A 13,452-nucleotide genomic window follows, 5' to 3' on the forward strand; every position below is an offset into this window, starting at 1 on the left:
GCCCATCCTTCGATGGCCGTCGCAAGTGCGACGGCACCTCCAGCCGAAACGCAATTGCGTTTCTGCTGGGATGACGGCCAAAGAGGCTCTTGTAATTACTCCACCGCGTTGCTCGATCGCGCCCGTGGCTTCGGCTTGCGCGCCGGGCGCGCCGGCCTTTCCGCCTCGGTATCCTTCAACGCGCCGATCTTCTTGAGCGCGGCGTCGGCAGCGCGTTCGCCGGTTTCCCAGGCACCGTCGACACTGCCCCACAGGGTTTCGTGGGTCGCTTCGCCGGCGAGAAACAGATTGCCCATCGGCTCGATCAATGCGCGGCGGGCGAACTGTCCGCCGGGCACTGCGCCAGACATGGCGCCCTTGATGAAGGGCGACGCATTCCAGCGCGTGGCACTGCTCTTGGTCACCGCTTTCGCAATGTCGCTGCCGAACAGCTTGGTCAGCCACTCCACCGCAAAGGCGACCATCGCCGCCTCGCCCTGCGCCGACAGATCGCGGCCGAAGGCGCCCGCGACATCGACGGTGCACAGCGCGGAGCTGCCGACATTGGCGAGCATCACGCCGGTGCGCGTATCGGTGCTCTGCTCGATCATCAGCTCGTCGCGGCCGAGCGCGAGCGGATTGCCGGGCATCCACAGCGCGATACGGTCGGTACTGCCGAGCGACAGTTTCGCGGCCGCGTCGAGCTGCCGCTTCGGCAACTCCGGCGTGAAGCCGATGGCACCGGAAGCCAGCACGTTGGACGATGCCGTGACGATCACCGCGCGGGTCGCGATCCGCCCCGCCGGCGTCTCGACCGCGATGTCGCGACCGCTCCAGTTCACCCGCGTGGCCGGCGTCGACAATGCCACCGGCAAACCGTCGGCGAGCTTGACCATCAGCGCGCCGAGCCCGATCCGGCTGGCGATCTCGGTGCCGCGTTCCTGCGCGCGGACATGATCGAGAGCGGAGAGGTCCTTCAGGTCCTTGCCGGCGGCATAGGCGCCGAGCACGTATTCGGTAGCGCCGGCCCAGTTGCCGAGATCCTTCGGCAGCGCCGATGCGCAGGATGGATCGCCCTTGCGCGCGGCGTCATCAATGGCGCGGTTGGCGCGCACGAGGGTGGCGAGAAACTCTTCGGTCTCGCCGGCGCGCGCGTTGCGGCGGCCGATACGGATCTTCTGGCTGCCCGGCGTCGGGATGAGTTCCACGCCGACGGCACGGGCGAGCTTCACCAGCGCATTGGTTTCCGGATTATGCAACCAGCGCGCCCCGCGATCGAAGGGGGTCTCGAAGCTGGTGGTATCAGTGAGGCAACGACCGCCGATCTGGCCGGACGCCTCCACCACGATCACCTTGCGGCCGGCAGCGACGATCCGCCTGGCCGCAGCGATACCGGCGGCACCGGCGCCGATCACGACAATGTCAGCATCGCGCGGCAGCGGCGCGGCCCGCGCGCTTGCACCGAACGCGGTGGCCAGTGCAAATGCCGAGGACGCCGAGACGAAATCGCGGCGCGTAATTGTCATGTGATGGTTTCCAAGACTTTGCGAAACGGGAGAACGTGCGACGAACTTTGCCGCATTCATGGGGATGCGGCAACTGCCATGGTGAATCAATCATGAGTGGGACGCGCGGCACGTGAACCAAATTGCAATGGCTTTCGACCATCATGTAGCACGAACAGAGCGGTCGGGACGAACCGCAGGGGAGTGACCAAGATGGGCGTCGTGCTCGATACGGTCGGAAAGCTGATCGCCGGCTACCTCCAGAAGGAGGTGCCGGGTTATGAACCTTTTACGCCCAGCGATCCGGAACGGTTGCGCGATATCGTGCAACCCGGCGACGTGATCCTGGTCGAGGGCAACAACCGTGTCTCCGGCATCATCAAGTATCTGACGCAATCGACATGGTCGCACGCCGCGCTCTTCGTCGGCGAGATCGACGGCGCAGCCGAGCCCGACGGCGAACCGCACGTGCTGATCGAGGCCAATATTGGCGAAGGGGTCACCTCGGCGCCGCTGTCGAAATACTTTCCCTACCACACACGGATCTGTCGCCCGGTCGGGCTGTCGTTTGAGGATCGCTACACGGTGTGCCGCTACGCCATCAACCGCATCGGCTTCGGCTACGACACCAAGAACATTGTCGACCTCATGCGCTTCCTCATTCCGCTGCCGATCCCGCAGCGCTGGCGCCGGCGCATGATCGCCTTCGGTTCCGGCGACCCCACCAAGATCATCTGCTCGGCACTGATCGCCCAGGCCTTTGACGCCGTGCGCTATCCGATCCTGCCGAAGATCACCCGCGCCGGCAGCCGCGCTGCCCGCCGCGAGATCCTGCACATCCGCGATTCCTCGCTGTACATGCCGCGTGACTTCGACATCTCGCCGTATTTCGAAGTGGTCAAGCCGACCATCGAGCTGGGCTTCGACTACACCGCGCTGCATTGGGCCGACAAGCAGAAGCCGCTCCGGGAGGTAGCGGACGCATTCGGTCCATTTCAAGGGCCCGTCGAGGCGCCGCCGCTTGTTCCTGAAACGGCTGACGCGGAGGCGTCGATTTTCGCTGCAGAAGTAGTGATACTGCACGACGAACTGGCCGCACGCCGGGTCCGCTTGGCGTAGCCTCAGCCCGCCTCGCTGCGCGGCGGGTTAGCCTGTCTGCGGCGACGGCGGTTGCAGCGCTGGCGCCTGACCGATGACTTCGCGAAGCCGCTGCGCAAGTTCGGCCTTGCGATAGGGCTTGACGAGGACGACAGAGCCTTCCCGGTGCTGGCCGTGCCTTGCTAGGGTTTCCAGCGCATAGCCGGATGTCAGCAGCACCGGCAATCCCGGCCGTACCTGCTGGGCGCGCTCCGCTAGCTCCCAGCCATTGATGCCGCCCGGCATCACGATGTCGGTGAACAGCACGTCGATCGAGCTATCCGCCCTCAGCTTCTCCAGCGCGTCGGCGCCATTGACGGCTGCGACCACGGCGTAGCCGAGGTTTTGCAGGCGCATCACCGCGTAGGAGCGCACGAACGGATCGTCCTCGACCACCAGGACGGTCTCGGTGCCGCTGGGGAGCACGGTTTCCTCCAGCTGAATCAGCTCCGGCGAGCGCGGCGCTTTCATCGCGGCCTGCGGCAGATAGATCCGCACGGTGGTGCCGAGGCCGGGCTCGCTGTAGATCGAGACGTGACCGCTCGACTGCTTGACGAAGCCGTAGACCATGCTGAGCCCGAGCCCGCTGCCCTTGCCGACTTCCTTGGTGGTGAAGAACGGCTCGAACACCCGGTCGATCACTTCCTTCGCCATGCCTTCGCCATCGTCGGTGATGGCCACCAGCACATAGTCGCCGGGAGCCACTTCGGGATGCAGGCGCTGGTAGTGATCGTCGAGCGATGCATTGGCGGTGGAGATGGTGAGACGACCGCCCTTGACCATCGCGTCCTGCGCATTGACGGCGAGATTGAGCACCGCGGATTCGAGCTGTGCAGGATCCGCAAAGGCCAGCGCCAGTTCCGGTTCGAACATGGTCTTGATCTCGATGTCCTCGCGCACCGTGCGACGCAGCAGCTTGTGCATGCCGTCGAGCAGCTTGTTGCACTCGATCGCTACCGGGCGAAGGATTTGCCGGCGGCTGAACGCCAGCAGTTGCTGGGTCAGCTCGGCGCCGCGGTCGCCGGCCCTGCCGATGTCATCGGAGAGCTGCCGCAGATCCTGCCGTGCCCTCAACTGCTCGCTGAGGAATTCGGCGTTGCCGACGATCACCGTCAGCAGATTGTTGAAGTCGTGGGCGATGCCGCCGGAGAGCTGGCCGACGATCTCCATCTTCTGCGCCTGCACCAGTTGCTCCTCGGTGCGCTTGCGTTCGGTGAGATCGTGGATGATGCCGACAAAGATCGCTTCGCCGTCCTGCTTGGCCTCGCCGACCGACAGGTCCATCGGAAACGTGGAGCCGTCCTTGCGACGGCCCATCACCTCGCGGCCGATGCCGATGATCCGGCGCTCGCCAGTGTCGCGAAAGTGCTTGAGATAGCCGTCGTGCTCGGCGCGATAGGGCGTCGGCATCAGCACCTTGACGTTCTCGTGGATGACCTCCTCCGCGCGATACTGGAACAGCCGTTCGCAGGCGGGATTGAACATCAGGATGCGGCCACGGGCATCGATCAGGATGACGCCATCGACCGCTGTATCGACCACCGCGCGCAGCCGCGCGGCACTTTCGCGCAGCGCCCGCTCCGTACGCTCGCGCTCGGTAAGGTCATGGATGATACCGACGAAGATCGAGCCGTCTTCCTCCTTGGCCTCGCCGACCGACAGGTCCATGGGAAAGGTCGTTCCGCCCTTGCGCTGACCCGTCACCTCACGGCCGATGCCGATGATCTTGCGTTCGTGGGTGCTATTGTAGTTGTCGAGGTAGCGGTCGTGCTCCTGCCGGTAATGCCCGGGCATCAGCATCTTGACGTTCTGCCCGATCACCTCGTCGGCACTGTATCCGAACAGCTTGACGCAGGCCGGATTGAATTTCAGCACCTTGCCGGCGGCATCGATCAGGATGACGCCATCGACCGCTGTCTCGACGACGGCGCGCAGCCATCGCGCGTCGGTGCTTTCCGGGATTTGCGGACTATCCGTCGGCTTCATGCGGATAACTTTCGCTTTCGCGCAGACAGGCATCGATCACAGCCATCAGGGTGGCCGGCGTGAACGGCTTGCGCAGGCATCGCGACGCACCGAGACCCAGCGCCATGCGCAGGAAATCAGGCGCAGGCGCACGCTGCTCGGCGAACACGTAGCCAGAGATGGCAATCAAAGGTATCTGCGGGGCACGTTCGTGGAACACCCTGATGGACTCGAAGCCGCGCATGTGCGGCATGAAAATGTCGACGATCATGACATCGAAATGTGTGCGCTCAAGTTCCCGCAAGCCGCTTTCTCCGCCATCGGCGACGACGACGTTGAAGCCGCGATGATTGAGCCAGGCGCGAATCGCTGATCGGACCAGAAGATCGTCATCGACGACGAGGACTTGGAGCACAATTGCCTCCCTGTGCACAGCGTTGTTCACGCGACACGTCCCGTCAACTGAGATTGCACCGTGTGAGTGAGGCTACAACATGGACGTGCTGCAGCAGGGACTTGCACGCTGGTTGCGTCAAGGGCAGCGCTGAACATAAGCGCGATTCTGCGCGAAAAAGACGATAAACTGCGTAGATCGCTTATCATGCTACCCGGTCAGGCACAGTTCGCTTGGGTATTTGACGTTCCGAGCGACTCGCAAGTCGATCGTCTGCCGCGCTCGGCCAATCGCGTCGGTGATCTCGCGTCGAGAGGCAGATGTCGCGACGCCACGAAGTACAACGGAGGTCGCCATCTGGCTCTTGTCCAAATACAGGGACATGAATACCTCTCGGACAACGATTTTGCTGAGGAACCCATGATGCTCGATGCCGCCGCGAAGGCACTTTCGCAGATCCTGTCGCCGCCGATGCGCGCCATCCTGTGGAAGTCGATCGGGCTGGCGCTGGTGCTGATCGTGGTGCTCGCGATCGGACTGCAGCGCCTGCTGAGCTGGTTCGCAGTGTCCGGCGAAGTCTGGGCCGAGACGGCGTTGGGACCGGGCTCCCACGGCGCACTCAACGTGCTGGCGTGGATCCTGTCGATCGCCGCCGGCCTCGGCGTGGTGCTGGGCGCGGTTTTCCTGATGCCCGCAATCACGTCGCTGGTGGCCAGCGTGTTCGTCGACGACGTCGCCGACATCGTCGAGCGCGAGCACTATCCGGCCGAGCGCGTCGGCACTGCGCTGCCGTTCGGCCTCGCCATCACCGAGGGCGTCAAGACGGCCCTGCTGACCATCCTGGTCTATCTGGTCGCGCTGCCCTTCGTGTTCCTCGCGGGCCTCGGCTTCATCGCCTTCTTCATCGCCACGGCCTGGCTGCTGGGGCGCGAATATTTCGAGCTTGCCGCCATGCGGTTCCGCTCGCCGGCCGAGGCCAAGCTGATGCGCAAGCAATATGCCGGCACGATCTTCACCGCCGGCCTGGTGATCGCCGCCTTCGTTTCGATCCCCATCGTCAACCTCGCCACGCCCTTGTTCGGCATGGCCTTCATGGTGCACATGCACAAGCGACTGAGCGGCCCACGCCCCGAGCTGATCGAGCCCGCGCGGCCGGGCAGAATGCCGATGGCCTGACACGATGGCGCGCAGCCCCGCCCAACCTTTGATGTTGACCAAGGCGCAGGGGCGAAACGTCTGGCTGCGCGCGCAGCGGCTCGACACATCCGCGCCGTTCGGCGACGGGCCGCGGGCCACGGCGGCGGCGATCGACCATCTCGGCTATGTGCAGATCGACACCATCAACGTCATCGAGCGCTGCCACCACCACATCCTGTTCACCCGCATCCCGGCCTATCGGCGCGCCGACCTGCAGCAGGCCCAGAGCGTCGACAAGAGCGTGTTCGAATACTGGACCCACGCGCTGGCCTACGTGCCGTCGAAGGACCTGCGCTTCTTCCTGCCCGCCATGAAGCGGCACAAGCGCGAGGGTCACAAGTGGTTCGGCACCGTGACGCCGGCGGATCTGCGAAAAGTGCTGACGCTGATCCGCACGGACGGCGCGCTGACCATTCGCGACATCGACGACGACGTGCTGGTGGACAAGCAGCATGCGTGGGGCAGCCGCAAGCCGTCGAAGCGCGCGCTGCAACTGGCATTCTACACCGGCGTGCTGACCGTCAGCGCACGCGACGGCATGCTCAAGACCTATGAGCTGATGGAGCGCCATTTCGGCTGGGACAGGCTGCCGAAGCCAGCCTCGCCATCGGACAGACTGGGCTATCTGCTCGACCGCGCGCTGCGCGCGCAGGGTCTCGTCAGCCTCGATTCGATCTGCCATCTCGCCGCCGGCAGCAAGCCGGCGATCCGCAAGGTGATCGAGACGCGCGTCCGGCGCGGCGAGTTGGTGCCGGTGGCGCTGGAAGGCGCCGGCAAGGTCGAGCACTGGGGCCAGCCGGAGGTGCTGGAGAGTTCCGGCGACGCTTCAGAACTGGTGCACATCCTGTCGCCCTTCGATCCGCTGATCATCCAGCGCAAGCGCACGCATCTGTTCTTCGATTACGAACATCGCTTCGAAGCCTATTTGCCCAAGGAGAAGCGGCTGTTCGGCTACTTCGCCTTGCCGGTGCTGGTCGGCGACCGCATCGTCGCCGCCATCGATCTCAAGACCGATCGCAAGCAGCAGAAGCTGCTGATGCAGAAATGGAGCTGGGTCGGCGGCCGCGCGCCGAAGGGCATGAAGGCGCGCATCGAGGACGAGCTGCACCGGTTCGAGCGGTTTCAGCTGGCGGAGTGAATCGACGCACGCTCAGTCGTTCCCCGGACGCAGTGCACTACGCTGCACTTGCAGCGTGGTGCGCTGAAGATCAGGGGCCCAGCTCAGCTAAGAAAGCTGGATCCCGGACGCGGAGCAGCGCAAGTGCGCTGCACCGCGTCCGGGAAACGCGACAGCGTCCAATACACGTCAGCTACACCGTCTTCTCCGGCCACCTGCAGAGATCGTTGATCACGCACTTCTCGCACAATGGCCGCCGCGCCAGGCAGGTGTAGCGCCCGTGCAGGATCAGCCAGTGATGCGCGTGCATCATGAACTCCTCCGGGATCGCACGCTCCAGCTCGAGCTCGACCTCGAGCACGTTCTTGCCCGGTGCCATGCCGGTGCGGTTGCCGACGCGGAACACGTGGGTGTCCACCGCCATGGTGTGTTCGCCGAACGCCATGTTGAGCACCACATTGGCGGTCTTGCGGCCGGCACCGGGCAGCGATTCCAGCTCGGCGCGGGTGCGCGGCACCACGCCGCCGAATTCGGCGATCAGTTTCTCCGACAGCGCGATGACGTTCCTGGCCTTGTTGCGGTAGAGACCAATGGTCTTGATGTGCTCGCGCACTGTCTCCTCGCCGAGTTCGACCATCTTCTGCGGCGTGTCGGCAATGGCGAACAGGGCGCGGGTCGCCTTGTTGACGCCGGCGTCGGTGGCCTGGGCCGACAGCACCACCGCCACCAGCAGCGTGAACGGATTGACGTGCTCCAGCTCGCCCTTCGGCTCCGGATTCACCCGGCGGAAGCGCACGAAGGCCTCACGGACCTCGGCAGGGCTCCAAGGCTTTAAAGAATTGGGTTTCAGCTTTTTCGGCTTCGGCGCAGCCTTGCCGACTTTGGCCTTCGGCGTGGCGCCGACGGATTTTGCGGCGGTTCCGATTTTCCTGGCCGGCAGCTTGCGGGTGATTTTCGCCATGATCGGGATATACTGACAGCCGATGACACCCGGCAACGATTTTGACGAAGCGGCAGAGCCAAAGCTGTTCACGGCGCTGCTGACCCCACACCGCTCGCTCAGCCGCACCGGCTTTCTGGCGCTGATGCTGTTCGTCGGTGGCGTCTCGTTCATCGCCGGCATCGTCTTCCTGATGATGGGCGCCTGGCCGGTGTTCGGCTTTTTCGGCCTCGACGTGCTGGCGATCTGGTGGGCGTTCCGGGTCAGCTACCGCCGCGCCGGGGACACCGAGGAGATCACCGTCACGCCGACCGAGCTGCGGGTGCGCCGGGTCAGCCATCGCGGCCAGGTGGTCGAATGGGTGCTCAATCCGCTGTGGGTCCAGCTCGACCATGTCACCCACGAAGAATTCGGCATCGAGCAGCTGTTCCTGGTCTCGCGCGGCCGGCGGGTGTCCATCGCCAGGTTCCTCGGACCGGACGAAAAAGCCAGCTTCGTCAAAGCCTTCAGAGCCGCGCTGCAGGCCGCCAAACGGGGCCCGACCTATAATCCGCTGACATGACCGCAGGTCGGAAATCGGGTGGTTGGCAACGTTGCCCGGGGCTAGCTTGCAGCCATGATGAACCTCGCCAAAAACCTAGCGATGAGTGACCATCGCCTCACCCGGCCCGGCGCCCAGGATGCCGCCTTGCGCGACTATGATTGCGTGCGCCGCGCCATCGCCTTCATCTCGGCGCGCTGGCGCAGCCAGCCGGAGATCGAGGCCATCGCCGACGCCGCCGGACTCACGCCCGATGAGCTGCATCACCTGTTCCGGCGCTGGGCCGGGCTCACGCCGAAGGCCTTCATGCAGGCGCTGACGCTGGACCATGCCAAGGGCCTGCTGCGCGATTCCGCCAGCGTGCTCGACGCGGCGCTGGACTCAGGCCTGTCCGGCCCCGGCCGGCTGCACGACCTGTTCGTCACCCATGAGGCCATGTCGCCCGGCGAATGGAAAACCGGCGGCGCCGGCATGGAGCTGCGCTATGGCTTCCATCCCTGTCCGTTCGGCTCGGCCATCGTGATCTCCAGCGATCGCGGGCTTGCCGGACTGGCATTTTCCGATCCCGGCGAGGAGCAGCCGGCCTTCGCCGACATGGCCGCGCGCTGGCCGCGCGCGACATTCATTGCGGACAATGCAGGCACCGCCGCCATGGCGCGGCGCATCTTCGACGCCAGGCTGTGGAATCCGGAGCAGCCGCTGCGCGTGCTGCTGATCGGCACCGATTTCGAGGTCCGGGTCTGGGAGACGCTGCTGAAGATCCCGATGGGCCGCGCGGTCTGCTACTCGGACATCGCCAGCAAGATCGACAGCCCGAAGGCCTCGCGTGCCGTGGGTGCGGCGGTCGGCAAGAACCCGATCTCCTTCGTGGTGCCGTGCCATCGCGCGCTCGGCAAGTCCGGCGCGCTGACCGGCTATCACTGGGGCATCACCCGCAAGCAGGCGATGATCGGCTGGGAAGCGGGTCAGGTGGGGGCGAATTGATACGCCGCCACGTCGGTGCCTCAAACTCTCATGTCATCCCCGCGCATGCGGGGATCCAGTAGACACCGGCGCCGCGACTCCATCACGACTGCCGGCGATTACTGGATCGCCCGGTCCAGGCGCGCAATTGCGCGCCGGCCGGGCGATGACAGTTGAGAGGGCTGGAAAGCGGGTCAGGTAGGGGGAACTACTAGACTTCCAATCGTGTCCCGGACGCGATGCGGCATTCTTATGCCGCTTCGCAGATCCGGGACCCAGCCCTTGATCACAAATGGGCCCCTGCAGCGCACTACGCCGCTCCGCGGCGCACTGCGCTGCGTCCGGGGTACGAGACCTACCCCGCCAGATCGAGCTTCGACGCCACCGTGGAATCCGCATTGAGCCGGTAGATGATCGGCACGCCGGTGGCCAGTTCGCGGGCCAGGATGCCTTCCGGCGACAGCTTCTCCAGCACCATGATCAGCGCGCGCAGCGAGTTGCCGTGGGCGGCGACCAGCGTGCGCTGGCCGCGCAGCACGCAGGGCAGGATCTCCTGCACGTAATACGGCAACGTGCGGGCCAAGGTGTCCTTGAGGCTTTCGCCGCCGGGCGGCGGCACGTCGTAGGACCGGCGCCAGATCAGCACCTGCTCCTCGCCCCACTTCTTGCGGGCGTCGTCCTTGTTGAGGCCGGACAGATCGCCGTAGTCGCGTTCGTTCAGCGCCTGATGCCGGGTGATCGGCAGGCCGGTCTGGCCCATCTCCGTCAGCGCCAGATCCAGCGTGTGCTGGGCCCGGGTCAGCGCCGAAGTAAAGGCGATGTCGAACACCAGCCCCTGCGCCTTCAGCTTCTGCCCGGCTTCCTTCGCCTCGGCCACGCCCTTCTCGGTGAGGTCGGGGTCCTTCCAGCCGGTGAAGAGATTTTTCAGATTCCAGTCGCTCTGGCCGTGACGCACGAGCACGAGAAGGCGGTCGGTCATTCCTGATTCCGTTTCTGCTTAGATGTCACCCAGGCCGAGCACGTCGGCCATCGAATACAGTCCGGGCTTCTTGCCATGCGCCCATAGCGCCGCCTTCAGCGCGCCGTGGGCGAACAGCATGCGGTCCTCGGACTTGTGCGTCAGCTCGATGCGCTCATAGGGCCCGGCGAAGATCACGCTGTGATCGCCCGACACGGTGCCGCCTCGCAGGCTGGCGAAGCCTATGTCGCCGGCAGTGCGGGCGCCGGTAATGCCGTCGCGGCCGCGCGCCGAATGATCCGCCAGCACGATGCCGCGGCCTTGCGCTGCGGCTTCGCCGAGCATCAAAGCGGTGCCCGACGGCGCGTCGATCTTGGCGCGGTGATGCATCTCGACGATCTCGATGTCGAAGCCCTCGCCAAGCGACTGCGCCACGCGCTTGACCAGCGCCGCCAGCAGGTTGACGCCGAGGCTCATGTTGAACGACTGCACCACGATGGCCTGCGAGGTGACGCTCTTGATGACCGCATTGTCGGAGGCCGACAGCCCGGTGGTGCCGATCACATGGACGATGCCGCGCTCGGCGGCGATCGCCACATTGGCGATGGTGGCGGCGGGAACGGTGAAGTCGAGGATGCCGTCGGCATCCTTCGACATGGTCCACAGATCGGCCGACAGCTTGACGCCGCTGGCCGGCAGTCCGGCCAGCACGCCGGCATCCTTGCCGAGCAGTTCCGAGGTCGGCGCTTCCAGCGCTCCGACCACCACGGCGCCTTCGGTGTCCGAAATGGCGCGGATCAATGCCCGGCCCATGCGGCCGCCGGCGCCAGCAACGATCAATCGCATTGGGGACATCGAACGCCTTTCAAGTCTGTAGGGGCGATATAACCACGCCGCGGCCCTGCGGCAACACGCGCCGTCGGATACCGGGCGTCAAACGGCTGAAACAGTGACGCCATGCTTAAGGTTGCGGACCGTCATAGCCTTCGATGATCACCAGATCGCCTTCGGAATGCGGCGCGCGCATCGCCACCAGACGCTGGTATTCCGGCGAATTGTAGCAGGCCAGCGCGGTGGCGTAGTCCTTGAATTCCAGCACCACGTTGCGCGAGCGGGAACTGCCCTCCCGCGTCTCGTGCTGCCCGCCGCGCACCAGGAATTTGGCGCCGAATGCCGCGAATACCGCGCCGTTCTGCGCGATGTAGTCCTTGTAGCCGTCCATGTTGTGCACATCGATGCGTGCGACCCAGTAACCCTTGGCCATATGGTCCTCCGTGATTTCGTTGTTTCTTGCAGCAACTTCCCTTGTTTCCCGGGCGCGCTGCAGCGTTCTTTACGCTGCTGCGCAGACCCGGGATCCCGATTTTCTCGATACCGGGACCCCGGCTCTGCGAAGCAACACTACGTGTTGCATCGAGTCCGGGGCACAATACTAAGACCGAACCGCCTCCGCGATTTCCTCGACAATGGCTTCCGCCGCCGCTTTGGGATCGGACGCCTGCATCACCGGTCGCGCCACCACCACATGGTCGGCTCCCGCACGGATGGCGTCCCCGGGGGTCATGACCCGCTTCTGGTCGCCGAGCGCGCTGCCTGCCGGGCGCACGCCGGGGGTCACCAGGGTCATCTGTTGTCCGACGATGCTGCGGAGGTTGGCGACCTCTTCGGGCGAGCAAACGATGCCGTCGATGCCGAGCGCCTGGGCCTGGCGGGCGCGGGCCTCGACCAGCTCGGTGACGCCGAGCCGGTAGCCGGCGGCCTGCAGGTCGTTGTCGTCATAGGAGGTCAGCACGGTGACCGCGAGGATCTTCAGGCTCGAGCTGCCGCGTCCCTGCACCGCGGCTTGCATGGTCTGCGGATAGGCATGCACGGTGAGGAAGGTGGCGCCGAGCGAAGCCACGCTTGCGACGCCGCTCGCCACCGTATTGCCGATGTCGTGCAGCTTGAGGTCCGCGAACACCTTCTTGCCTGCATCGGCCAGCTTGCGGATCAGCGGCAGGCCGCCGGCATAAGCGAGCTGGTAGCCGATCTTGTAGAAGGTCACGCTGTCGCCCAGCCGCGCGATCATCGCCTCGGCGGCTTCAACGCTCGGCAGGTCGAGACCGACAATCAGCCGGTCGCGGGGAGTCATGTTCGGGGACTGCATCTCACCTCACTTCATTTGCTGCGCGACATCGACCAGCTGCCGCACCATCGCGGACAGCACCTCCCTGTCGGCGGCGTGCTTGAGCCGGTCGGTCTCGTCATAGGCGTCATTGGCGAAGGACAGCGCCAGCTGGTTCGGGATCACCAAAGCCCGGCACGCCGACAGCACCAGACGCAGCGCCTGCAGGCAGCGGCTGCCGCCGAGCCGCCCGCCCGATGCCGCGGCGATCGCGAACGGCCGGCCGCGAAACACCTCGCCCCGTGTCTCGTGGGCATCCTGGACCCGCGAGACCCAGTCGATGGCGTTCTTGAGCAGCGGCGGCAGCGATGAATTATATTCGGGGGTGACGAGCAGCACGCCATGATGCGCACCGATCATGCGCTTCAGATTGACGGCGTGTTTCGGCACGCCGGACGTCTCCAGGTCGCCGTCATAGATCGGCAGCGGAAAATCGCCGAGCGACAGCAGGGTCACCTCGACATCGGCGCGCACCAGCTCGTCAATGGCAACGGCCGCGAGCCGCGCATTCAGCGAACCGCTGCGCAATGAGCCGGGAATGACGAGGATTTTCAGCGCGGACATGATTCAATCGCGTTCGGGGCTGGCCCGC

At 65.2% G+C, this 13,452-nt stretch carries 14 protein-coding genes; 5 read left to right on the forward strand and 9 right to left on the reverse strand.

The window, feature by feature from the left end:
* Positions 1-95: 95 nt before the first annotated feature.
* The gene (locus ONR75_RS01105) at positions 96-1,505 is read right to left on the reverse strand and encodes a flavin monoamine oxidase family protein (RefSeq protein WP_265081017.1); all 1,410 of its coding nucleotides are present in this window, start codon (positions 1,503-1,505) and stop codon (positions 96-98) included.
* A gap of 192 nt (positions 1,506-1,697) precedes the next feature.
* On the opposite strand from ONR75_RS01105, the gene ONR75_RS01110 reads away from it, so the two are divergent.
* On the forward strand, positions 1,698-2,603 hold the full coding sequence (locus ONR75_RS01110; RefSeq protein WP_265083903.1) for a YiiX/YebB-like N1pC/P60 family cysteine hydrolase: 906 nt from the start codon (positions 1,698-1,700) through the stop codon (positions 2,601-2,603).
* A 27-nt stretch (positions 2,604-2,630) separates the two neighbouring features.
* Here ONR75_RS01110 and ONR75_RS01115 read toward each other — a convergent pair whose 3' ends face one another.
* A complete protein-coding gene (locus ONR75_RS01115; RefSeq protein WP_265081018.1) occupies positions 2,631-4,607 on the reverse strand; it encodes a PAS domain-containing sensor histidine kinase in 1,977 nt (658 codons plus the stop codon).
* Entirely contained in the window at positions 4,591-5,001 is a 411-nt protein-coding gene (locus tag ONR75_RS01120) for a response regulator (RefSeq protein WP_265083904.1), read from the reverse strand. Before ONR75_RS01120 ends, ONR75_RS01115 begins: the two co-directional genes overlap by 17 nt.
* Positions 5,002-5,403: 402 nt before the next feature.
* On the opposite strand from ONR75_RS01120, the gene ONR75_RS01125 reads away from it, so the two are divergent.
* Both ONR75_RS01125 and ONR75_RS01130 read left to right on the forward strand, forming a co-directional pair.
* A complete protein-coding gene (locus ONR75_RS01125) occupies positions 5,404-6,156 on the forward strand; it encodes a sulfate transporter family protein (protein WP_265083905.1) in 753 nt (250 codons plus the stop codon).
* A gap of 4 nt (positions 6,157-6,160) precedes the next feature.
* Positions 6,161-7,315 (forward strand): winged helix-turn-helix domain-containing protein, encoded by a 1,155-nt coding sequence (locus tag ONR75_RS01130; protein ID WP_265081019.1) that lies wholly within the window; start codon positions 6,161-6,163, stop codon positions 7,313-7,315.
* A 172-nt stretch (positions 7,316-7,487) separates the two neighbouring features.
* On the opposite strand, the gene nth is transcribed toward ONR75_RS01130, so the two are convergent.
* Positions 7,488-8,255 carry an endonuclease III gene (gene nth / locus ONR75_RS01135; protein ID WP_265081020.1) on the reverse strand — a complete coding sequence of 256 codons (768 nt, stop codon included), beginning with the start codon at positions 8,253-8,255 and terminating at the stop codon, positions 7,488-7,490.
* A gap of 22 nt (positions 8,256-8,277) precedes the next feature.
* On the opposite strand from nth, the gene ONR75_RS01140 reads away from it, so the two are divergent.
* Both ONR75_RS01140 and ONR75_RS01145 read left to right on the forward strand, forming a co-directional pair.
* The gene (locus ONR75_RS01140) at positions 8,278-8,796 is read left to right on the forward strand and encodes a DUF2244 domain-containing protein (protein WP_265081021.1); all 519 of its coding nucleotides are present in this window, start codon (positions 8,278-8,280) and stop codon (positions 8,794-8,796) included.
* 54 nt (positions 8,797-8,850) lie between these two features.
* Positions 8,851-9,759 (forward strand): bifunctional helix-turn-helix domain-containing protein/methylated-DNA--[protein]-cysteine S-methyltransferase, encoded by a 909-nt coding sequence (locus tag ONR75_RS01145; RefSeq protein ID WP_265081022.1) that lies wholly within the window; start codon positions 8,851-8,853, stop codon positions 9,757-9,759.
* A 334-nt stretch (positions 9,760-10,093) separates the two neighbouring features.
* Here the strand turns inward: ONR75_RS01145 and ONR75_RS01150 are convergent, their stop codons facing one another.
* The 5 genes from ONR75_RS01150 to ONR75_RS01170 all read right to left on the reverse strand — a co-directional run bounded on the left by ONR75_RS01150 (position 10,094) and on the right by ONR75_RS01170 (position 13,424).
* Positions 10,094-10,717, reverse strand: coding sequence for a 2,3-bisphosphoglycerate-dependent phosphoglycerate mutase (locus tag ONR75_RS01150; RefSeq protein ID WP_265081023.1), 624 nt, complete (start codon positions 10,715-10,717; stop codon positions 10,094-10,096).
* A gap of 18 nt (positions 10,718-10,735) precedes the next feature.
* A complete protein-coding gene (gene dapB, locus ONR75_RS01155; protein ID WP_265081024.1) occupies positions 10,736-11,551 on the reverse strand; it encodes a 4-hydroxy-tetrahydrodipicolinate reductase in 816 nt (271 codons plus the stop codon).
* Between the two features lie 106 nt (positions 11,552-11,657).
* The gene (locus tag ONR75_RS01160; protein WP_265081025.1) at positions 11,658-11,960 is read right to left on the reverse strand and encodes a DUF1330 domain-containing protein; all 303 of its coding nucleotides are present in this window, start codon (positions 11,958-11,960) and stop codon (positions 11,658-11,660) included.
* 168 nt (positions 11,961-12,128) lie between these two features.
* Positions 12,129-12,842, reverse strand: coding sequence for an orotidine-5'-phosphate decarboxylase (gene pyrF, locus ONR75_RS01165; protein ID WP_265081026.1), 714 nt, complete (start codon positions 12,840-12,842; stop codon positions 12,129-12,131).
* Between the two features lie 6 nt (positions 12,843-12,848).
* Entirely contained in the window at positions 12,849-13,424 is a 576-nt protein-coding gene (locus ONR75_RS01170) for an NADPH-dependent FMN reductase (RefSeq protein ID WP_265081027.1), read from the reverse strand.
* Positions 13,425-13,452 lie beyond the last annotated feature (28 nt).

The sequence above is a fragment of the Rhodopseudomonas sp. P2A-2r genome (assembly GCF_026015985.1).
Lineage (GTDB): Bacteria > Pseudomonadota > Alphaproteobacteria > Rhizobiales > Xanthobacteraceae > Tardiphaga.